The organism is Mycobacterium sp. SMC-11 (assembly GCF_046250095.1).
GTDB lineage: Bacteria > Actinomycetota > Actinomycetes > Mycobacteriales > Mycobacteriaceae > Mycobacterium > Mycobacterium heraklionense_A.
In genome coordinates, this window is the sequence record NZ_CP176430.1 from 2,375,738 (window position 1) to 2,396,051 (window position 20,314).

At 61.0% G+C, this 20,314-nt stretch carries 21 protein-coding genes and 2 pseudogenes; 9 read left to right on the forward strand and 14 right to left on the reverse strand.

The genetic code is table 11. The features are described from left to right. Positions 1 to 93 precede the first annotated feature (93 nt). Positions 94 to 705, forward strand: coding sequence for a nuclear transport factor 2 family protein (locus ACKY0X_RS11140; protein ID WP_409429441.1), 612 nt, complete (start codon positions 94 to 96; stop codon positions 703 to 705). Between the two features lie 467 nt (positions 706 to 1,172). On the opposite strand, the gene ACKY0X_RS11145 is transcribed toward ACKY0X_RS11140, so the two are convergent. The 9 genes from ACKY0X_RS11145 to ACKY0X_RS11185 all read right to left on the reverse strand — a co-directional run bounded on the left by ACKY0X_RS11145 (position 1,173) and on the right by ACKY0X_RS11185 (position 11,163). After that, positions 1,173 to 3,587 carry a cellulase family glycosylhydrolase gene (locus tag ACKY0X_RS11145; RefSeq protein ID WP_409429442.1) on the reverse strand — a complete coding sequence of 805 codons (2,415 nt, stop codon included), beginning with the start codon at positions 3,585 to 3,587 and terminating at the stop codon, positions 1,173 to 1,175. Between the two features lie 106 nt (positions 3,588 to 3,693). Further along, complete coding sequence (locus tag ACKY0X_RS11150; RefSeq protein WP_409429443.1) at positions 3,694 to 4,377, reverse strand: TetR/AcrR family transcriptional regulator; 684 nt, start codon at positions 4,375 to 4,377, stop codon at positions 3,694 to 3,696. Between the two features lie 143 nt (positions 4,378 to 4,520). Further along, positions 4,521 to 5,669, reverse strand: a complete 1,149-nt coding sequence (locus ACKY0X_RS11155) for a sulfotransferase family protein (RefSeq protein WP_409429444.1) — start codon at positions 5,667 to 5,669, stop codon at positions 4,521 to 4,523. Then, the gene (locus ACKY0X_RS11160) at positions 5,666 to 6,448 is read right to left on the reverse strand and encodes an SDR family oxidoreductase (RefSeq protein ID WP_409429445.1); all 783 of its coding nucleotides are present in this window, start codon (positions 6,446 to 6,448) and stop codon (positions 5,666 to 5,668) included. Before ACKY0X_RS11160 ends, ACKY0X_RS11155 begins: the two co-directional genes overlap by 4 nt. A gap of 3 nt (positions 6,449 to 6,451) precedes the next feature. Continuing rightward, on the reverse strand, positions 6,452 to 7,579 hold the full coding sequence (locus ACKY0X_RS11165) for a hypothetical protein (protein WP_409429446.1): 1,128 nt from the start codon (positions 7,577 to 7,579) through the stop codon (positions 6,452 to 6,454). A 106-nt stretch (positions 7,580 to 7,685) separates the two neighbouring features. Next, positions 7,686 to 8,189 (reverse strand): SRPBCC domain-containing protein, encoded by a 504-nt coding sequence (locus ACKY0X_RS11170; RefSeq protein ID WP_409429447.1) that lies wholly within the window; start codon positions 8,187 to 8,189, stop codon positions 7,686 to 7,688. A gap of 260 nt (positions 8,190 to 8,449) precedes the next feature. Beyond that, on the reverse strand, positions 8,450 to 10,066 hold the full coding sequence (locus tag ACKY0X_RS11175) for a carboxylesterase/lipase family protein (protein ID WP_409429448.1): 1,617 nt from the start codon (positions 10,064 to 10,066) through the stop codon (positions 8,450 to 8,452). A gap of 108 nt (positions 10,067 to 10,174) precedes the next feature. Further along, on the reverse strand, positions 10,175 to 10,594 hold the full coding sequence (locus ACKY0X_RS11180; protein WP_301122623.1) for a nuclear transport factor 2 family protein: 420 nt from the start codon (positions 10,592 to 10,594) through the stop codon (positions 10,175 to 10,177). 5 nt (positions 10,595 to 10,599) lie between these two features. Beyond that, positions 10,600 to 11,163 carry a cupin domain-containing protein gene (locus tag ACKY0X_RS11185; RefSeq protein WP_301122517.1) on the reverse strand — a complete coding sequence of 188 codons (564 nt, stop codon included), beginning with the start codon at positions 11,161 to 11,163 and terminating at the stop codon, positions 10,600 to 10,602. A 142-nt stretch (positions 11,164 to 11,305) separates the two neighbouring features. Between ACKY0X_RS11185 and ACKY0X_RS11190 the strand changes: the two are divergent. Then, positions 11,306 to 11,528: pseudogene (locus tag ACKY0X_RS11190) on the forward strand (ATP-binding protein); the annotation flags it as partial. Here the strand turns inward: ACKY0X_RS11190 and ACKY0X_RS11195 are convergent. The 5 genes and pseudogenes from ACKY0X_RS11195 to ACKY0X_RS11215 all read right to left on the reverse strand — a co-directional run. Then, positions 11,497 to 11,955: pseudogene (locus ACKY0X_RS11195) on the reverse strand (aminoglycoside 6-adenylyltransferase); the annotation flags it as partial. The pseudogenes ACKY0X_RS11190 and ACKY0X_RS11195 sit on opposite strands and share 32 nt — an antisense overlap. Beyond that, complete coding sequence (locus tag ACKY0X_RS11200) at positions 11,907 to 12,356, reverse strand: aminoglycoside 6-adenylyltransferase (RefSeq protein ID WP_409429449.1); 450 nt, start codon at positions 12,354 to 12,356, stop codon at positions 11,907 to 11,909. The gene ACKY0X_RS11200 and the pseudogene ACKY0X_RS11195, both read right to left, overlap by 49 nt. Next, a complete protein-coding gene (locus ACKY0X_RS11205; RefSeq protein ID WP_409429590.1) occupies positions 12,356 to 12,721 on the reverse strand; it encodes an Imm1 family immunity protein in 366 nt (121 codons plus the stop codon). The genes ACKY0X_RS11200 and ACKY0X_RS11205 overlap by 1 nt, the downstream gene beginning before the upstream one ends. Further along, on the reverse strand, positions 12,615 to 12,920 hold the full coding sequence (locus ACKY0X_RS11210) for a helix-turn-helix domain-containing protein (protein WP_356948483.1): 306 nt from the start codon (positions 12,918 to 12,920) through the stop codon (positions 12,615 to 12,617). Before ACKY0X_RS11210 ends, ACKY0X_RS11205 begins: the two co-directional genes overlap by 107 nt. Positions 12,921 to 13,080: 160 nt before the next feature. Beyond that, positions 13,081 to 14,298, reverse strand: coding sequence for a PucR family transcriptional regulator (locus ACKY0X_RS11215; RefSeq protein WP_409429450.1), 1,218 nt, complete (start codon positions 14,296 to 14,298; stop codon positions 13,081 to 13,083). 1,005 nt (positions 14,299 to 15,303) lie between these two features. On the opposite strand from ACKY0X_RS11215, the gene ACKY0X_RS11220 reads away from it, so the two are divergent. The 7 genes from ACKY0X_RS11220 (at position 15,304) to ACKY0X_RS11250 (ending at position 20,296) form a co-directional block, all read left to right on the forward strand. Continuing rightward, entirely contained in the window at positions 15,304 to 15,552 is a 249-nt protein-coding gene (locus ACKY0X_RS11220; protein WP_079627764.1) for a hypothetical protein, read from the forward strand. A gap of 355 nt (positions 15,553 to 15,907) precedes the next feature. Continuing rightward, a complete protein-coding gene (locus ACKY0X_RS11225) occupies positions 15,908 to 16,372 on the forward strand; it encodes a hypothetical protein (protein ID WP_409429451.1) in 465 nt (154 codons plus the stop codon). A gap of 392 nt (positions 16,373 to 16,764) precedes the next feature. After that, entirely contained in the window at positions 16,765 to 17,028 is a 264-nt protein-coding gene (locus ACKY0X_RS11230; RefSeq protein ID WP_301122512.1) for a hypothetical protein, read from the forward strand. Continuing rightward, positions 17,000 to 17,431 carry a TIGR02391 family protein gene (locus ACKY0X_RS11235; RefSeq protein WP_301122511.1) on the forward strand — a complete coding sequence of 144 codons (432 nt, stop codon included), beginning with the start codon at positions 17,000 to 17,002 and terminating at the stop codon, positions 17,429 to 17,431. Before ACKY0X_RS11230 ends, ACKY0X_RS11235 begins: the two co-directional genes overlap by 29 nt. 150 nt (positions 17,432 to 17,581) lie before the next feature. Further along, positions 17,582 to 18,001 (forward strand): TIGR02391 family protein, encoded by a 420-nt coding sequence (locus ACKY0X_RS11240; RefSeq protein ID WP_301122510.1) that lies wholly within the window; start codon positions 17,582 to 17,584, stop codon positions 17,999 to 18,001. 838 nt (positions 18,002 to 18,839) lie between these two features. Beyond that, on the forward strand, positions 18,840 to 19,259 hold the full coding sequence (locus ACKY0X_RS11245) for a metalloregulator ArsR/SmtB family transcription factor (protein ID WP_033725375.1): 420 nt from the start codon (positions 18,840 to 18,842) through the stop codon (positions 19,257 to 19,259). Continuing rightward, positions 19,256 to 20,296: a cation diffusion facilitator family transporter gene (locus ACKY0X_RS11250; protein ID WP_033725373.1), complete on the forward strand. Its 1,041-nt coding sequence runs from the start codon at positions 19,256 to 19,258 to the stop codon at positions 20,294 to 20,296. The genes ACKY0X_RS11245 and ACKY0X_RS11250 overlap by 4 nt, the downstream gene beginning before the upstream one ends. The last annotated feature ends 18 nt before the right edge of the window (positions 20,297 to 20,314 follow it).

Sequence of the window (20,314 nt, forward strand, 5' to 3'; positions counted from 1 at the left end):
GTGATCACAAACTTGGTCCCGCTCCGAAAGAGATCTTTGTTCGAAGGCCCGGTCAAACAAATGCTCAGTTACACGACGAAGGGGATCAGCTCCATGAAACGACTCTTGGACCAGGTAGCTCTACCGCTCGATAGCACTGACGAGAAGCTCCAATACGTGCTTGACCGGCTGGCCATAACCGATGTCTTCAACCGGTTCTTTCTGGCCATTGATAACAAGGACTGGCAAGCTGCCGGCGAGTGCGTGACGGATCCGTTCACCATGCTGGTGCCGAACAATCTGTGGGGCGACCCCACTCTCGACGGCAACCCGGTATCGCGCGCGGAGTGGGTCACGGCACTGGAGCTGCGGAATACAGGGTGGTACCAAACGCTACACACCCACCCTAACGAACTGGTCGTCATTGACGGCGACGCTGCCCACCTGGGCTCCTATCAGGTCGTGCCTCACAGTGTGGGCCTGCTACCCGAAGACACCTACACCAGTTGGGGATTCTACGATGTCGACCTAAAACGCTGCGGCGACCAGTGGAAGGTTGAACGAGTCGAGATCCAGCCACGCCTGGTGGAGAATATTGCCGACATTCCGAGGATCCACACCCGCGTTGCTGCGACGAGCGGCGAAGTGGGATGGAAACTCCGCGCACTCAGCGGATTGCAATGGGCGATCGCATTCACGACACTGTCCCGTCGATCTAGACACTGACCAAAGTGACCGGTGAGGACGCCGGGTGCTATCTGTCGCACTCGTGGTCATTCGGCGTTGTGTATCTGCCCAACCTCCGTTGACGCCGACGGCAATCTCGGCGCAGCGAGGGGTTCTTGCCGTCGACGCGCTTGAAATGATCGAATTCTACCCAGCCGAGACGACCACTTATGCGAATCGATCGGCGGTTCGCCGTGCAGGGCAAGCAAACACTGAATTCCCGAGCACCAGCTGCCCGATCGTTGACAGGAGCCTGCACAGTTCGGCGCGCTCACATCTCGTCGAGGTTCTGAAGGAGGTGCCGGACCTGTGTGACCAAGTGCAGTGGCAGCGGTACCGACAGGTGTGACGGGCTGCGTGAACAAGGGTATGTGAGCTGGCCTGTAGGCTGCGAGGCTCGGCATTTCGACCTGATCGATGACGGCCACGGGTCACGATGTGGAAGCGAAGGGAAAATTCGCTTATCCCTATCCGATGGGGGTGATGGTGACCGTCACGGTGGTCGTGGCGTTGTCGGAGGCGATGACGAGTTTGGGCGCGTTGGGTGCTGAGACGACGCGCCCGCCTTCGACAGTGACGTGGTACCCGTTGGGGTAGTGAGCGCGGGGCACGGACAGTGTGGTCTGTGAACCGGTGGCGAAACGGCCTCGGCCATCTGCTCTTTCGGTGGTGTAACCGAAGCGGAAAGTGTCGTTGTCTCCCAGCGACATCGCGGTAGGGGTGCCGGCGACGACCTGGGCGTAGGGCCTGGTCAGGGTTTCGAGGCTGGAGTGGTTGACGTTGTGGCCGGTCAACGGCTTACTGGGATCGTCAACGAGCCATTCGACGGTGCCGTCCACGCCGAGGTAGCCGGTGTTGGCATAGGACCACTCGGTCCAGCCGAGCAGGTATTGGTCGGCGGGACGCAGCGTTTGGTCCAGCGATGAGGAGTTGTTCGAGGATCCGAACTCGGTCATCATGGCCGGGATGTTGTGGGCTTCGGCGTAGGCGTTTGCCGTGCCCGCGATGTCCTTGACGTCGGGCAGCACCCGGCCGTTTAGGTTCACATAGCCGTAGTCGTGAAACGACAGCGCGGTGTTGGAGTCGCGGATTGTGCTCAGCCGTACCGGTACCGTCGCGCTGGCCAGGACGCTGGGTTCGAAGAAGATCGTCACATCCGGGTTCACGCTGCGAATTGCCGCGGCCACCTGGTTGTAGAAGGGGGTAAGTTGCTGGGCTTCGTGGTACGAGCTGCTCAGGATCGAGGGAACGAACTGATTGCCCGGCAAGGGTTCGTTCATGATTTCGATGCCCAGGATGTCTGGGTTGCCGTTGAAGTGGTGCGCCAGATACTGGACCATTTTCGCATACTCATTCAACTGCCCAGCGCCGGTCGGGCCCTTCTCGTTAGCCCAGAACCGGTCGATGACAGCATTTTTCGCTGAATCGAAGAACACACTAGCCGGAAACGGCAAGCTCGAGGGGGGTAGGTCGCCGGTGACGTAACTGGGCGGCACATTTCGATGGAGATCGAGCAAGCTGACGATGCCGCGACCAGCCAGTAATTGCACTGTCTGCCCCAGTGAATTCAGATAGGTGTCATCGTAGACGCCGGGTCGGGGCTGCAGAAGCTCCCAATCGACTCCCAGCCGCACCACGTTGAAACCATTGGCGGCAAAGAAGTCGGCGTCGTCGTCATCGAACCCTTCCGCTGACGGTGGTCTGATCGGATCCCGGATGTCGACGACATTCATCCCGCGAAAGGTGATGACCTTGCCGTCGTTGTCGGTGAACCATCTGCCCGTGGTGTTGAACTTGGAGTGTCTGGGAGCCAACCGCACACCGGATTGAATGCCGGCAAGACCATTGGCTCCGTGGTTGCCGAACCACTGTGTGGTGGTGCCCCCAGCGCCGCCCAGGGCAGGAAGGGGCCCGGTCAGGCTGCCGTCACCTCCATTGCCCCCTCGACCGCCGCACGCCAGGAACCCGGTTGCGTTGCCGCCATCGCCGCCGACACCACCGTCGCCACCGTCACTACCGTTGCCGCCAAGCCCGCCGGTACTGAACAACAAACCATGTGCCGCGCCACCAGGACCGCCGGCACCGCCAGCTCCCTGCCCACTTCCCGCGCCCCCTTTTCCGCCCGCACCACCAACGGGCCACATCAGTCCCTTGGCGTCACCGCCCGTGCCGCCTGCGCCTCCGGCCCGATCACCAGTTCCGGCGCCGCCATCACCTCCGCGGCCGCCGATGCCTGTGTACCTTCCACCTGCTCCGCCGTTACCGCCGACAGCGCCGGGTCCGCCCGAGCCGCCATTCCCACCGTCGCCGAAAAAGCTTCCAGCGCCGCCGTTACCGCCGGCAACGCCGGTCACGGTGCTGTTCCAGCCCGCCCCGCCATCACCGAACAACCACCCCCCATCGGTCCCGTTCGGATGTGAAGCATCAGTCCCCGCTGCGCCATCACCAATCGCGTGAGAACCCAACAGAGTGTTCACAAAATCCGCAATCGCTTGACCAACTGAGGACTTAGTCCATGCTCTCACCATGTTGTAAATCGGAGTATGGACGGAGGTCTGATCTCGGCTATCGGCGTGGAGCTCCGCCGGGTCCACACCTCGTGAGCTGTTGCCCTCTATCGAGCCCGATGAACTGTGTTTCGCGGATTGCAAGGTCGCCGTTACCGGTACATCATCGACATCGTCCGCACATGCCGAGTTCCGTGTCCGGCTCAACCCCGTCGCGGCAGACGAACTCGTAACCGGCCAAGCGGCTGTGAAATCTTGGCTGGTCAGTATCGCGATGACGACACCCAGCGCTACCGCACGCTTACCGATGGAACCGTAGTACCGCGAAGCACCCAACGTGATCTCCTGTCGCTGGCGGATAGCTAGACATTGCATCGCGCAGCGACGCGGTATCCGTCGCGACCAATATGAGCCAAGGGGCGATGCTGTGAGTGCTATCTGGGCGTTGAAACCTGTTGCTAGTCCTATTACTCGGTCGTGGCTAGGAGTCGGGGACTGAACCGGCACAGTGTTGTCGGCGCTGGACCTGATCCGAGTCAACAAAAAGCCTTATGAGCGAGCGCATCTCGGCCCGAACGTCGACAGTACGATTGTCGAGCAGCCACTGCAGGAGTAAGCCTTCCCACGCGGCAATGGTCAATCTCGCCGCGCTGCTGGGACTGACACCTCGCTGCAATCGTCCTTGGCGATCAAGGTCCGTGAAAGATTCTGTGAGCTCCTCGCGCACAGTGTCGTATCGGCGAACCACGAACTCATGAGCCGGATGTTCCGAGTCGGTTGCTTCGGCAGCGAGGCGGGTCAACAGTTCCGCATAGGTCCTAGTTTGGCCGTCGTCGAGGTCAACGGCTTGAAACAGTGCTTCAAGTGCGTCGGTCGCTGTCGTAAGACTGGCACGGGTATGCATCTCACGTTGTTCGAGCAACGCGGCGAGGAGTGCGTTCTTGCTCGGAAAATGGTGCAGCACAGTGGCTTCCGCCATATTTGCTTGTCTGGCGACTGCCCGCACGGTGCCGGAGTTGTAGCCCAAGCGCGTGAACACCTGTAACGCCGCAGCAAGTATTCGGTCTCTGCGGTCCGCCGATTTGGCATAAGCGCCTCGCGATCCGCGGAGCGCGCGACGCTTACCATCCGGAATGTCTGCCGCTGTGTCGAGCCCCTCTGCCACAAAACCGAATATACACTCGAGTTTGGTAACTCTGGCTAGCAGTCGATGTGGAGACCGTCGGCCGCCGTTCCGCCTCCCGTCAGAGTGGCGGGGTACTCATGGTTCGACGCCAAGGATGGCCGTACATCGGCGTTGGTATGGAATTACTTGCCGGCGAACCGCGATCTGACTTGTTCAGCGTCCAATCCGTAGTCTGTAAGCGAATAACGGTGTTTCGGTGCACCGGGGCCATGTGTGCCTTCTGCGTGAACGTGGTTCATCGCCAACACGGCTTGGTCAGTGAGTGGCAGCCCGAAGTGGCGATATACGCCGGTTGCTGTGCCGACCGGATCGGCCACGAAGTCGAAGTAGTCAACGTCACAGAACTGTTTCGGGTTGTGAGCCGCGCGGGCGGTGCGAAACCGCTCGATAGCCAGAGTCCATGTCTCGAGGACATCGTGGCCGATTTGTGCTCCGACGTAGGTGGTGGACCAGCCCTCAGTGGAGTGCTCGGCGAGCGAGCACATCGATGCCAGCAGGGTCTCAGGGGGTCGGTGACATTGCACGATAAGTGCATCCGGGTACACCGCGAGGATCGCGTCAAGGGAGAAGAGATGACTGGGGTTCTTGAGCACCCAACGCTTTCCGATGTCGTTGAGCCCGATCAGTTGCAGGTTGCGGCGGTGTCTCCGGTAGGCGGGGGTCCAGTCCTGAGCGCTTAGCCACTGCCGGTACGTCGGTATGTGGGCTAGCGACTCGTACGACACCGAATGGACGGACTGCCGCAGCAGCTGCCAGCACTCTTCGAGGGCATCCTCGGCGATGTAGTGCAGACCCAAGAACTCGGGATTGTCGCGGTGAGCCTTCGCGTAGTAGGCGCGCAACCGGCGAAACTCCGCGAAAGACTCCCACGTTTCGCGGGGCGGACGGGGCTGCGGATACTCCGCCAACCAGAGTTCCAGCCCCTGATGCCCCGGATCCGCACCGAGTAGGCGATGTAACGCGGTGGTGCCGGTCCGAGGTAGTCCCGTCACGAAGATCGGCCGTTCGACTGCGACGTCGGCGTGCGCTGGATAGCGCTTCCACGCCGCCTCACTGAGCAACCGCGCCACCAGCCCACCGCGCAGATAGTGCCGCGTCATCGTGGCACCCAGAGGAGTGAAGTCCGCTTCTCGACGGTAGGAGTCGAGCAGAACTTGAAGTGCGCCGCGGAAGTTGTCGTCGTCGTAGCCGAAATCATCGTATCCGGCCGCCTCGACCGCTTCGACACACAGTTCTTCTACGGTTCCGATATCGGTCGTCGGTGTTGTCATGATTTGTACTCCCCGCAATTGACGTCAATGGTTTGGCCGGTGATGCCGTTGGCCATGTCGCTGATCAGGAAGAGGATCGCCGAGGCGACATCGTCTTCAGTTACCAACCGTTTCAAATCGGATCCGGCTGCCGTGGCGCGGTAGACATCATCGACCGAACAGTCGGTCTCCCGCGCTTGCTGCTCGAAGTAGTCCTTCAGAATCTGACCCCAAATATAGCCGGGGGCAACGGAATTGACACGAATTCCGCTGCTGCCCAGCTCGCTTGCCAACGATTGCGACATTGCCAGCAATGCGGTTTTCGCCAGCTTATAGGGACCGTAGAGGGGATCGGAGTGCCGGATAACCATAGAGCTGAGGTTCACGATCGATCCCCGTGATTCCGCAAGCGCGGGTGTGAAAGCCTGCACGGTTCGCAGCGCCCCCAGAACAGTCAGCTCAAGGGAATCTCGGATGTGAGCGAAGCTGGTTCCGGAGAACGGTTGCATCGACGGGTGCATGAATGCGTTGTTGACCAGGGCGTCGACTCGGCCGAACGCCGCCACCGCGGTCCGTGCGAGGTCGGCGACATCGTCGTCGACGGTGATGTCGGTGGGCACCGCTACCGCCCGCCGCCCCATGCTGATGATGTCTTTGGCAAGACCCTCAAGGCGTGTCGGAGTGCGCGATACCAGAACCAGATCAGCCCCCTCCATGGCGCAGCGATGCGCGAGGGTGGAGCCCAATCCCGGCCCGACACCGCTGACCACAACGACTTTGTCCGCAAGTAATCCAGTCATCGATCAGCCCAACATTCTGTGGCCGATTTGATTTTGCCGCAGGGCGATTCGCGCATTCCAGTCTTCCGCGGAGATCTTGTTGGTCTCGAAGAAGGGGAGGGCGGACGGGACGGCATCGAGATCTACTAGCTGCATGGTGGGTCCGTCGGCCGCTGTCATCTCCCTCGACAACCGCTGCCAGCGAAACTGGAGGTAACCACGCTGGTGGCCGAGGGTCTCGACCCAGTTCGTCACGCCGGGGTTTTGGTCGGCCACGACGATGCGAACCATCCCGTCCGGATCTACTTGTGTTTGTGCGCCGTTGAGAGACGTTTGGTGGTTGATATAGTCCAACGAGATGTACCACATGCTGCCCAATTGAAAGCCTTGGTACGGGGCGTCGCTCATCGGCAGCGTGATTATCAGCGCCTGATCGCTGCGCAGGTGGTAGTGGCCGGCCGACGAGTACTGGGTGGTAAGGCCACCGGGAGTTGAACGCGGGGCGACCAGTGTGTTGACCGGAAGGTTCAGGTAGAACCACTTCGGGAACTGCAGCCAAGTCTTAACTCGGTTGACGAGTTCCTCTGCGGCGGTCTGAAATTGCTCCTCCACCAACTCGCGTGTGGGCGGCGAGGGAGCGGTGCCCACGGTATCTGTGCGGTACACCGCCAGCGACCCACGGCGCTGCGACCAATCGTTGTAAACCTCACGGATTACCAGTTGTCCGGAACGTTGCGGTCGGAAACGCCATTCAAACGAGCCGTCCGGGGCGATCTCGAGTTCCCGGTCGTCGAACGCCACCTCGCTAGTTGGGACGGTGTCAGCGGTGTACTCCCCCGCAAGGTACTGAAAACTCAGGTCCGTCGTAGTTCCGCGGACCCCGGTGATTACGTATTCGTGGCCGCCACGCATTTTGGTACCGAAATACAGCGTGTCAGGGTTGTCGAGTCCGATTTTGGTGAACGGGCCCGTGCCGGACAACAGAAGCGGATAATCCGGACGCTGGTTGAACGCCAGGTGTGTGCATGCGGCCACGCCACCGGCGAGGTACTGAAGGCCTTCGAAAAGGTCTGCGTCGGAATCATTGTGGGGCGCCGCTGCGATCAGCTGTTCAGCGTCAGTGATCGCTCGTTGTAATGGCTGCGAGAACATGACATGAGGTTATGGGGCGAACGAATCGTGGTGCCAAGGATGTGTCCACTGGGTGGATGGTTTGTCTGTAAAGATGGTCAAGTCGCCCCACTTTTGCATGTCGTGGTCACTTCGATTCTGCGCTGCGCTCTGCATGCAGGGTCTCGCTGCGCCGCTTCAACGCCACTGCGGTGTCGTCGAACGCGCGCTTCACCCAGTCGCCGGTTTCCGCCATGATGTCGTGTGCGAACTCGCCCAGGAACGCGTCAGTCGAGTAATAGCGGCAGCGGAAAACACCAAGTGGTTCGATGACCTGGTCTCGTCGGGCGGCATAGGGCGATTCTGGGGTTGCCCGCAGCTCCCATGACAACAGGCGTTCGTCTACGAGCGCACACACGTATTCCGTGTTCGGGAACGTGCCGCCGACGCCCGTGTAGTCGGCGAGCACCATCTCCACGGGCGCGCCGATGGCCAGTGTCGAGACGGCCGATATGCAGAATGGGTTCCACAGCGGGTACTTGTCGAGGTCGGTCAGAACCTCCCATACCACGCTGCCGGGAGCTTCAATCTCAACCACAATCGAGCGCACAAGTGTCTGCGGATCATAGTTTGGGATAAGTAGTTCGGACATCGAAGCCTCCCTGGGCAGAGTCGGTCAGTTGGCGAAATTCCTTCTTGGAATGCCAACCGAGATTGGCACGAGGCCGACGGCGGGCCGGCGCGTTGTGCCGCTCAGCGGGATCATCACGAGAGTCTTAGCTTTGGACGCGATCAGCAGATCAGACCCGCGAATATGCGCTTCAACTCGCGCTTGGAAGCGTGCGAGATCATCGAGAACTGACGCAATGCACGGTGTCGACGAGTCCGGGGAACCGGCTTCAAGTCGAAGAGCTAGCGGTTGCGCTCGTGACGAATCCCCGTGCGTTGGCGTGCCCGAACCGCGCTCAATTCGTCGTCTCGCGGGTCGGTGACCACCGCGCCCGAGGGGAGTGCTGGATCACCGAATGTTCGCACCGGTCTGCGGGCCGCTCCCACGCGTTCCCATCCTGGGTCGCCGGTAGTTGCAAACCGCACCCATGTCTCGTGCATTTCGTCTGCGAGACATTGTGGTGGAGCCGCCCCCGCGATCGGAGGTGAAGTACTCAGGGTGTCGAAGACAAAGCCGAGTTCGAGCGCATGGCATGCTCGGAGATTGTGGACCGGTGTGGGCCACGCGAATTCGTATTGCCACGCCCGGCCGCCAGCGCGGTGGGCCACTGTGTCTACCAACTCCGCGGTACCAGAACGGAATACGTGATCCGTCAGGAGAGCGCACAGTAGATCGCCCGGCGCTACATCGGGGCGGTTGTGTGCGAACGTTTCAGCCGCCGCATCTGAAATACCGAAACGATCTGTTATCGCCGACAGATCCTCCGCTGTTACAGACGATGCAAGCCCGCTCGGTACTAGAAAGAACCGGAATTCGTCGCGAGTCGTTCCGGCGAGGAGTTCGACATCACCGCCCGCACCTGATTTGAGTGCATCGATCGGGAGTGCTGGGAGAACGTCGCCATCGATGGTCGGGAACATGCTCATCACTCCGAAGCCGCGTTCGATTACGCTGGCACCCCACCGCGTCGGTTCAGGGTCTCGCAGGAGCTCGGCTCCGAGCGCATCCTGTGTCCTCTGCAGGACGTCCGGCGAAAGATCGGTGAGACTGTCGACGGTCGAATCGAGGCTCAGCATTCCGGTGAACTCGCCGGCAACCAGACGAGCATCGGAAATGTCGGCTGCGGACGTGGCGTTGCCGCTCTGAACGATGGCTCGGTGAAACAACCCGACGGCCTTCGGCGAAGATAGCAGTGCTGTGATGCTCATTCCGCCTGCGGACTCGCCGAAGATGGTCACTTGGTCGGGGTCGCCACCGAACGCAGCGATGTTGTCACGCACCCATTCCAGTGCCGCAATCTGGTCGCGAAGGCCGCGGTTGTCCGGTGCCCCAACAACACTGAGGAATCCAAGTGCGCCCACTCGGTAGTTGATCCCCACCATGACCACACCGTCACGTGCGAAGGCAGCCCCGTCGAACACCGGTAGCCGATGGCTGCCGCGCACGAATGCTCCGCCGTGAATCCACACCATGACAGGGAGCCGTGTTGCTCCCGGATCCACTGTCCAGACCGAGAGGTTAAGGGAGTCGGCACCAGCGACGACCACGCTATCCAACAGTGCCGAAGTAGGCGCGGGATAGGGTGATTGCGGTGGTGTGGGACCGTGGCTGATGGCAGGGCGTTCGCCGTCCCAGGGGAGCACCGGTGACGGGATCGCGAATCGAGCCGCACCGCGGAGCGGGCCCGCGTAGGGCATTCCCAGGAACGCGTGGACATCTCGACCGTCGACCATGATGCGTCGCCCGCGTACCACGCCCGCGCGGGTCGCGACTCGTATGCCGGCCGCTGATTCGCGGTGGCGGACACCGTGACCGTAATACGCCAGGTGCTCGCGGTAGTCGTCTCGGTCTAGTGACAATTCTAATCCCGTTCTGTGCCATGCGATTCGCTAGTGGCTTCCGAGAGGCCTGGCAGTCGGCTGGCGCCGCCGCCTCGTTCTTCCCGATGCGACGGCGCCAGCAGCTGGTCAAGCGGGGCTGGCGAGGAGGGCTTCTGCGACGTGTGCTGTGTCCATGTATTCGCGTCCGACCTCGATTTTGCCGTTCCGGATGCGGAAGATGACGCAGTAGTCGTTTCGATATGGCTTTCCCGTGGTCGCGGATTTTCCAGTGCCGATGTACTCAGCCACAACCACTTCGCCTTCAGCGAAGAGATGTTGAATGTCGAAGTTCAAAGTACCGGGAGCGAACAGTTCTGCTGCTCCGGATAGGAACTCGTCCTCGAATGCTGATTTTCCCTCGTAAGTGCCCGAGATGGAAAGTCCGCCTGGAACCGTCCAACTGAAGTCATCGGTTATGAGGTCTTTGAGGGCCGGTACGTCCAGCCGTTCAAGGCTGGCAAGGAAGCGCCGCACCACTTCTTGGTTGTCGGCAATCGATCGAGTCATTGCTGTCACACGTCCAAGGGGATCTCAGGGAAGAACTCGGTACCGTACAACCGATTCGTCTCCTCAACGAATGCGGCGACGGCTGCTTTGTCGGTGTGATCGAGCTGCAAATTTTGCGACGCGCCGAAGAAGCTGGTCAGCGACGATCCGGGTGTGAGAACAATGATGGCCTTGCAGGGCACGTCGCTGGTGATGTGAAAGCTATGCGGATACTCCTGCGGTCCCCACACGAACTCGCCGGGGTTGGTGACCAACGCGTGACGTTCGCCCGTGTCGTCAATCACAGTCAGCGTCAACTGGCCTTCGAGCACGTGGAAGCCCTCGTCCTCGCGGTGATGGGTGTGGAACCAGGAGCGCTGCCCCGCTGGAAACGTCACCTCGGTGTAGATGAGCTGACCGGTTGTTCGGTCGCCCAGTGCGTGCACGGTAATGGTGGCGCCCGGACAGTGCGGCGCCCCGTCGAAAACGCTGCCACCCATGACGATGGTCGCGTTCGATGGGTCCGACAGATACGCACCGCCCGGTGCTGCCACCTGTGCCGGCGTGACGGCTAGGGCTTCAACTGACATGGAGATCTCCTCGACTTGGACTGACTGGGATGTCGACTGTGTTTGCAGTCACATTCGAATATTCCAGTGCCGCTCACGACAGCCAACGTGCTGCAAGCCCACACATCCCGGCCAACGATGGTCTCTGGAACCATGCGCAGCGCTCGTGTGCATTCGACTGGGCTATATGGAACTCGACCGTCGCGGCGCCGAGCTGCTGTTCCAGGTGCTCCCCGAACGAGAAGAGAGCCTCGGTGGCCATCGCTCGAAGAGAGTTTCTCAGGGTGGACCAAAACGTTCACCGACCCCCGGTTGTGCGCAGCCATCGTTGACCCACTCACCTTCGGTGGAACATCATCGAGACCGGCACCAACTCCTTCCGCCTAGGGTGTCGGGGCCTGAGCATTGGTCGTGGCGCAGTTGGAGGATGTGTTCGATCTCCGCGAGAAGACGTTCGTGATCAAACGGGGGGAGGCCGAGAGCTGTCGCTACCCGTTCGGCCAATCGGGAGAACAGCCCCGTTGGTCGACGCAATGCTGCGGCGGTGTCTCCGGCATCGAAGTGGCTCCAGCAGTGCGTGAGTTCGTTGCGGATGTCTGCATCCATACAGGTGTTCATTCGGGTGCCTAAGTGGCGAGTGTCGACGCTGGCACCATAGCGCGATTGGTGATCCCACTCGATCATCCGTAGAAGTTCGCTCTTGCGATCGTTGTCGCGCAACTTCGCCGACCAAAGCTTATCTCGCACAACCGCGTTGGCGCACATCAGCGCCGCTGCGTACCCCCAGTTGATCGCCCTATCAACTTCGTCCTGCCCTGGTAGGTCCGGGGTTTCGACGGTCGCCGCCGGCGATTGCGGGCACGTGCGTCCTTGTCTAAGAGGCTCTGAAACGGCCGCGTATGGACGGGGGTGGGTAAGTCACCGGCCGGAGTTGAAGTGAAGTCGAGCTTTCCTCCGACGTAGTAGATCAGTCGGGTCGGTTGTTCTTGGTCGTTCTCCAGGTGTTCGACGACCAGGACCTCGCCCAGCGCGTTCCGCCATGAATCGTCGTTGAGTAGGCCGTCGACGTCGTGGGGGTAGATCTCGATGTCGCGATCGGACAGGGGATGCGCGGCTCCGGCCGCCGCTGAGCCTGTGACCAGGACTCCACGCACGCTGTCCGTTTGTTCCGCCATTTTTTCAGTTCGCCGAGCACGGCGATGAAATCCCCCCATTATTCAGGGCAGCGTTCCCACGCCTCTCCGTGCACCGTGGGGCGGGACGTGAGAACATCCGACGGCTGGGGTAACCAACGTCCAATGTACGTGGGCAGTGTCCCAGTATCGAAGAACTCGCGAGCCGCTTGAGGCATCACACCGCGGTCGACCAAACACCGACGAAAGAAGCCGAACGTGGCATCGCCGCAGGCGAACTCGACTTCATCGTCGCCGGCATCACCATCTCCCGCACTGTGAAGCGGCGGTTGGGATCGATCATTGTCGGCGAACAGCAGCAGCCCGCCCCTTTGATGCCCACCGCAATCGACAAGTTTCCGGGCGAGGCGCAGTCGACAGATCAGCGTCTCGATGTCGGCGGACAGCTTTCGTTGGACTGGTATGCGACCGCCGCGGACCGATCAGCAGGCCTGCCATGCCCTCCTGCTTGGACCGTGCACGCCAGGAGTCCAGCGACTGCCGCGTCGTCCCGTAACGCACCGCGACCTCGCCGATCGGTGAGCCGCCCAACACCGCGCACACCGCCCGATACCGGAACTCCACCAATGTCTCTTGATGATCCACGAACCGTCCACTCCGACACCGACGAGACCGGACGGAACAAGATCATGATCAAGGCCGAAACGTCAAGCGCCTCGTGAGAACAAAGCGTCAAGTATCTCTTGAGACCGAACATTGACAGTACTGATTCGACAGCTGCACAACATCTTTGGTGGAACCGGAACTAGCCACCTCGGTGACCATTCACGCTACGGGCTGACGGGGTGCCCGCGACGCCGAATGCCTCAGTCAAGAGCAAGGCGACATGTGTGTCGACGCCACGGGTGAGATCTCGACCGGCCAACTCGCTGGCCCTCGCCACGCGCTGGATCACCGTGTTCTTGTGCATGTGTGAGCTGCGGGCTACCGCGGTATAGCTCCTATCTGTTGTGTGAAAGGCCAGCAGCGTTTCGCGCAGCTCGCGTGAACGTTCGTCGCTTCCGGCGAGATCTCCGAGTGTGGCAGTGACAAACCTAGTAATCGCTGTCGGATCCTTTACCACGAGAGAAAGCAGACGAACTTGGTCGTAGTACAGGATCTTGGCGAAGTGCCCAGGGACGGACGCGCCAAGGACGTCGAGCGCACTGTGCGCCTCTTCGAGGGACTGGACAAAGCCGGCGATGCCTGATGTGCACGTCCCCACGCCGATGATGATGTTCTCATTGGCAGGCTTGGCGGGACGGACAGCGTCGTCATCGGTCGCCAACCACGCGTCCATCGTCGTCAGACCGGTGGGGTTCACCAGCAGTCCGGTCGCTCCTACCCGGCGGGCGAACGTCGTGACCTCTTTCTCGAGCGCGTCAACATGATTGGTGCCGTCTGCACGGGCTTGCAATGTCAAAGCGATGTGGTTGGCCTGCAGCGGGTAATTCAGCACTCGCGACACCTCGCCCACGTCAACTTCTTCGCCTGCGAGAATCGCGGCGACCGACCCGGCCCGTTGCGCCGCCCCCGAGTTCATGCGGCGCGTCATCTCACGCTCGTACTCGTTGATCATGATCTCGGAGAGGCGATCGACGTAGCGGACGCACACGGATACGGCAAACTCCAGTTCAGCTGCCCGATGTTCTGGAGCCGTGTACCGCGTGATGGCCGGCGAGCACCATCGCAGCCAGTGCTCGACCCCGTTCTGATAGCCGCGCAACACCGATACCAACGGAACCTGCCGTGCGACTGCTTCATCGGTGAAGTCCAAGGATTCGCGGGGCGGTTGAGGTTCTGAACCTTCCGTGACCAACGAACGCAGCAGGGCTAGGTAGTTCGCCTCGGTGCTCACGCTGAGGCCTGGCGTAAAATCGGCAGAGTCGCTCAATGCAGGAACCGTTGTCGCGACAAAGTTCTGCGCAAACTCCGCGGCCAGCGCGTGGGCCCAAGCCAATCCGTCTGACCCGATGTGTTTCACGAGCTCATCGTCGAGCGATATGGCCGTCCGGGGAAGGTCCGTGCGCCTCAGGATGTCTGTGTCAGTAAGCTGTTCCCACCACCGCATGTTCCGATGATGCCTGATGCGGCTAGCGCTCCAGAATCGATCGGCCTGTGTGCCACTGGGTAGCCCTGAGCTCCGTTTGAGTCGGCCACCGCGTCAACCAGTGATCCGCCTGCCCGCGGTGCCGGTCTGAGCCCCGACCAGTCGGCCGTTGTCGCGGCAGCTACGAGCATCAGCTGGCCCCACTCGATAATCGAGCCCTGGAAGTGGATCGGCGACCTACCTGACGCCCCAAGGCTTACCCGCATAATCGTGTCATAGGTAACGAAAACCGCGGCCAGGGCTGAGTAGGCCTCGTTGCGGGTGAGGGTTTTTCGCAGCCGGGCGCAATCCACTTGTGGGGGCGGTTCTGTCAGAATCTGACCGGCCATAGGTCGAGCAGGTTTTGCAGGCCAGCCATTGTCCATTCGACCTGGGCGGCAGGATTAGTGCCGCGGTAGGCCACAAATTTTAGCATTATGATCTGTGTAATGCATTGAACAGAAAGGCGTTTCGAATCAATACCCTGAATGCGCAACTGGCGCCGTAGTGGCGACCGTGAGAGTCCACACGCTGACTGGACGGGCAACCGGATCGCACAATGGCACGGCGTCCCGCTCGTCGGTCGAGGCTGCCAGATGGGGAAGGGATGACCCTCCCATATACACACTTACCTTGGCTTAGTGGCAAATTAGAAATCTACCCTCATCGACTGCTTGTGCCGGGTACTGTTACGTACGTACGTGCGCGCTCACGCGATACCGGCGACACTATGAGAGCCCCACGCTGAGACCCCGGCCTCCGTATCGAATTCAAGCGCATCCAGCCGCTGTACGGTCAGTAACCGAGTCGGGTGGATCCCGCCGACGACGGAGGCGCTCGATGGACGGGATGCGTGGTGCGTCAGTTGAATAGGCCGTCCTGGGTCGCTTCGTTGGCGAGTTGTTCGGACGCCCACTGTCGGATCGAGGCGTCTGGATCGTTTGCGGCCAGCGCCTGAACCAGCTCGTCGTCGCCGCAGGCAAGCAGCCGTTCTGGGGCGGCGCCGATGAGGTCATCGCAATCCTGACCCGCTACGACGACCGACGATTTGATTGCGGCATCGACACGATCCTCGCTGGGTTGGCCGGACTGCCCGGTGCTATCGAACTTGGTCGCAGAGACCCGGGCATCTACGTAACAACTACGTAGCTATTGCTAAGGTGGTAGGGGTCGCAGTGAGGCTCGGTTGGCCGACTGAATTGAGTCGCTGAATCATTTGAACTGCACCATGACGAATGCAGGTGCAACTGAGGGAGAAAGGGCCGACAGTGATGGCTGGCGACGGAGTTCCTGAAGTGAAGCGGCGCTGTTGGGCGAGTGTGCCGCCATGCTCAGCGATCCGTGCTGCTGGCACGACGCCCTATCGCTCTCACGGAGAAGCTCGGTGAACCTTGCATGGACCGCTATGGCAGAGCATCGCTTGTGCATGGCGTCCAATTTTCTTCGGCACGGAGCGATTTTAGCGGCCCCCTATACAACTAGTAACCTAGAGAATGGAAACCATTTGAAGAAACTCAAGAGGTCTTTGATTCTGCTGGCTACCGTCGCTGTTTTTCAGGTCGGAATCACGAGTCCGGCATTCGCGCAGCCGCCGAGCGACGAGCAGATCACTGCAACGGAGAATGCTATCAGGCCTGATGGTAAATATGCCTTGTCGGTGTCGAATGCGCAGCACCTCGAAGCGGCCATCATGACGGGCCGCGAGTTCAAGGCAAAGAGCTCCGCCATTGATTTCCAGATCGTGGCGTATGGGCAAGTGGTTAGCGAGATCGCCACGGATCAGGCGGTAAAGGATGCTGCTCGTCGGGCTGTCAACGACGACGGGCTAAAGATCGTGGTCTGCGATATTGCGGTGAAGGCGTTAGGCGTCGACCCGGCCCTGCTGCCGCCCGAAATACCGACCACTCAGAACGCTCTGATGTATCTGTTTGGGCTGCAGGAGCAGGGCTACAAAACCCTCGACTACTAGCTACTTCGACCGAAAAAGTCGGAGTGTGTCGAGCCCTTTGAAGGTCGCTGATCTGGGATGATGTCCTCGAACCTTTGGCGAGAAGGATTCGAGGCCATCATGTTTCGTACTGTAAACGATCAACCGACGTTGTGGGATTCGATCCTTGCCGGCGACCTCGTCGACGGTGGAGTCGCACCCGGCGGTACGCGCCCAGCCAAGGCCATTCGGCGCTAAGCGCGGGTACAGCGGGCACAGTCCAACACCGTACCGATTGGCTGGTGACTTGGACCGACATCCTTCCAAGGGGGAGATGATGCGGGCACCTTGCTTATGCAGCGTGCTGATGGGCCGACGGGCACGGACTCCAATACTTTGACGGCATGTCAGCTGCCCAGGCTACGGTCTGAGTCGTGGATGCAACGACGAATCCGATTTATCTGCGCGGCCTCGCGGCCGATATCGGTAAGTTCAGAGACGAGTTCGTCAGCTTCCTCGAACTGTGCAACTTCACGCCGATGAACCTGGCGCCCGGCTTGCTTCCGCCGGTTACTCCCAGAGAAGACGTATCCGATGAGGCGTATGCCGAAGCAAAGGAGCGAGTCTCCAGGGCGGCCGGCCGAATCGCCAATCTGCCTGGGCCCGCGCGTGCGTATCGCCGTGGCCGGCGCCGGTGAGTTCGATGTAATAGACGCGTGGCTGACGGTCACACAGCCGAAGCCACTGTTCTATCCTGACGATGTTCTGGCGGTGTGTAACAACGTCTTAGGCCGCCTTGAGGAAATGATCAAGCAAGCCGACGCCGAGCAGCCCTTCCAGGTCGATGTCGAAGCGATGAATCCGCTCATCTGGGGCGCCGCTCGAAAGTTGTGGAATGACGAGCATTACCGCGAAGCGGTGCTCGCGGCCGCGGGGGCGCTCGTGCACCACGTCAAGCAATTGACAGGAGTGATTGAGATCGATGAGACCAAGCCCGTCATGCGCCGCCAGGGCGAGTGGCGAGACCGTCGACTAGAAATCCGTCGAGCTTGGATTCAGTTTGCGGGAGCGCATGTCCGGCAAACTCTGAGGCAGTCGTGAACGATCCGAAACGCTCAAGTCCCACACTGTCAGGTCATCCCGGATTCATCAGCCGCGCAAGCGCGGCGGCCGAGCGGCTCACCGTCAGTCCACACTGACCTCGTCTGCCAGACTCAATGAGATTCAACGACAAAGCCATACCCTATCGCCGTGGCCGGCGCCGGTGAGTTCGATGTAATAGACGCGTGGCTGACGGTCACACAGCCGAAGCCACTGTTCTATCCTGACGATGTTCTGGCGGTGTGTAACAACGTCTTAGGCCGCCTTGAGGAAATGATCAAGCAAGCCGACGCCGAGCAGCCCTTCCAGGTCGATGTCGAAGCGATGAATCCGCTCATCTGGGGCGCCGCTCGAAAGTTGTGGAATGACGAGCATTACCGCGAAGCGGTGCTCGCGGCCGCGGGGGCGCTCGTGCACCACGTCAAGCAATTGACAGGAGTGATTGAGATCGATGAGACCAAGCCCGTCATGCGCCGCCAGGGCGAGTGGCGAGACCGTCGACTAGAAATCCGTCGAGCTTGGATTCAGTTTGCGGGAGCGCATGTCCGGCAAACTCTGAGGCAGTCGTGAACGATCCGAAACGCTCAAGTCCCACACTGTCAGGTCATCCCGGATTCATCAGCCGCGCAAGCGCGGCGGCCGAGCGGCTCACCGTCAGTCCACACTGACCTCGTCTGCCAGACTCAATGAGATTCAACGACAAAGCCATACCCTGCACGATCAGATGAGAAATCTGCCAGATCAGATGAGACCGGACAAAATTATCGGCGATTGAAAGACATTGGGACACAAGACAATAACGGATGACTGGTAACCCTCCATATTCGATTCCGCCGTATTCGTCGTGCTGAAAGCGGCCGTCGGCGATAAGGCTTCCTAAGCAGCTTGTCGTATTGGATGGCTGCCGCTCCTTTGGGCGCCTACCCGGAAACTAGTTTGCTGAGTGTTGGTCTAGGGGTCGATGGGGTAAGCGGGGCATCAAGCTGCCCCCGTCGTGTCGGCCGGGGCCCATTAACGCTGACATGGCCAACCGTCGAACTAGCCAAACTCGGCTCGTCCTCCAACGCCACTGCGGCGTTATCGCGCGCAAACCGGCTATCTCGATGAATCGGATTCGGCCTCAAACCCCTGGAACACTCGCGACGCCGATCGGTTGAAGCGGGCAAATGATTTCATGGCGTGGGTGGTCGAGGGGTCGCCGTGGAGGCCCGCCGCATCGCCGAAACACGCTGCTTTGCAGACAATCTGGATGGAGCCGTCGCGATGAGTGACCGCCGGGTGATCAGCCTGAATCAGCGACGCTTGAATGACGGGGCGCAGTGATCGCGCCTGGCCCACGCCCGCGTGGCCCGGGCCACCACCTGATCAACGTTTTACACTCGCTCCATACTCCTACTATTATCTGCGCATGAATGCAGATAAAGGGGCTTGTAGTCGTCGGCTGCCCGACGACCAGGTCGATCTGGTGGTCGAGGTGTTCCGGATGTTGGCCGATGCCACTCGAGTTCAGGTGCTGTGGGCGCTGGTGAGCCGCGAGATGTCGGTCAACGACCTGGCGACCCATATCGGCAAACCAGCGCCGTCGGTATCTCAGCATTTGGCGAAGCTGCGGATGGCGCGGCTGGTGCGGACCCGCCGCGAGGGCACCACGATCTTCTACAGCCTCGACAACGACCACATCGGTCAACTTGTCACCGACGCGGTGTTCAACGCCGAACACGCCGGACCAGATGTGCCGGGCCATCACCGCGACGCCGCCGACCTGGCCACCCTGCATCCCGCCACCGTCGACCCCACGCCGATCCGATCGAAGGGACGCCGCACATGATGCACAAGGCCCGACCCGCCGCGGCTGTCGGACATGACCACGGTGAACACGCCGGTCACGACCACGGCTTAGATCACGGCCACGATCACCCCAAAGGCCTGCGCGCAGCGATCAAGGAGATCTTCGCCCCGCACAGCCATGACGCCTCCGACAGCATCGACGGGGCCCTGGAATCCAGTGCCGCGGGCATCCGCGCAGTCAAGATTAGCCTCCTCGCGCTCGCAGCGACCTCCATCGCGCAGCTGGTAATCGTCGTGATCTCCGGGTCGGTAGCCTTGCTGGCCGACACCATCCACAACTTCTCCGACGCCCTGACCGCCATCCCGCTGTGGATCGCTTTCGCGCTGGGCACCAAGGCCGCCACCCGCCGCTACACCTACGGCTACGGCCGCGCCGAAGACCTGGCCGGACTCTTCGTGGTCGCGATGATCACTCTCTCGGCCATCATCGCCGGCATCGAATCCGTTCGCCGGCTGATCAACCCGGTTCCGATCCAACACCTCGGATGGGTCGCCGTGGCCGGGCTGGTCGGCTTCATCGGCAACGAACTCGTCGCGGTCTACCGCATCCGCGTCGGACGCCAAATCGGGTCGGCCGCCCTGATCGCCGACGGGCTGCACGCCCGTACCGATGGCTTCACCTCCCTGGCCGTGCTGCTCGGCGCCGGCGGCGTCGCCCTAGGCTTCCCGCTGGCCGACCCCATCATCGGCGTGCTCATCACCGTGGCGATCTTGGCGGTACTGCGCACTGCCGCACGCGACGTGTTCCGACGCCTACTGGATGCCATCGACCCCGCACTCGTCGCCGCCGCAGAGACCACGCTGGCCGCCGAACCCGGTGTCACCGCTGTGCGCAGCGTCAAAATGCGCTGGATCGGACACCGCATCCACGCCGACGCCGAACTGGACATCGACCCGTCCACCAGCCTCACCAACGCCCATCAGATCGCCCACGACGCCGAACACGCCCTCACCCACGCCATTCCGAAACTATCGAGCGCACTGGTCCACGCCTACCCCGCAAGCCCCACCACCTGAGTCGAGCACCTTCCCGCG

Coding starts and splice junctions, on each gene's coding strand:
- ACKY0X_RS11140 (WP_409429441.1), top strand. CDS start 94: ATGAAACGACTCTTGGACCAGGTAGCTCTACCGCTCGATAGCACTGAC.
- ACKY0X_RS11145 (WP_409429442.1), bottom strand. CDS start 3,587: ATGCAATGTCTAGCTATCCGCCAGCGACAGGAGATCACGTTGGGTGCT.
- ACKY0X_RS11155 (WP_409429444.1), bottom strand. CDS start 5,669: ATGACAACACCGACGACCGATATCGGAACCGTAGAAGAACTGTGTGTC.
- ACKY0X_RS11160 (WP_409429445.1), bottom strand. CDS start 6,448: ATGACTGGATTACTTGCGGACAAAGTCGTTGTGGTCAGCGGTGTCGGG.
- ACKY0X_RS11165 (WP_409429446.1), bottom strand. CDS start 7,579: ATGTTCTCGCAGCCATTACAACGAGCGATCACTGACGCTGAACAGCTG.
- ACKY0X_RS11170 (WP_409429447.1), bottom strand. CDS start 8,189: ATGTCCGAACTACTTATCCCAAACTATGATCCGCAGACACTTGTGCGC.
- ACKY0X_RS11180 (WP_301122623.1), bottom strand. CDS start 10,594: ATGACTCGATCGATTGCCGACAACCAAGAAGTGGTGCGGCGCTTCCTT.
- ACKY0X_RS11185 (WP_301122517.1), bottom strand. CDS start 11,163: ATGTCAGTTGAAGCCCTAGCCGTCACGCCGGCACAGGTGGCAGCACCG.
- ACKY0X_RS11200 (WP_409429449.1), bottom strand. CDS start 12,356: ATGGGGGGATTTCATCGCCGTGCTCGGCGAACTGAAAAAATGGCGGAA.
- ACKY0X_RS11245 (WP_033725375.1), top strand. CDS start 18,840: ATGAATGCAGATAAAGGGGCTTGTAGTCGTCGGCTGCCCGACGACCAG.
- ACKY0X_RS11250 (WP_033725373.1), top strand. CDS start 19,256: ATGATGCACAAGGCCCGACCCGCCGCGGCTGTCGGACATGACCACGGT.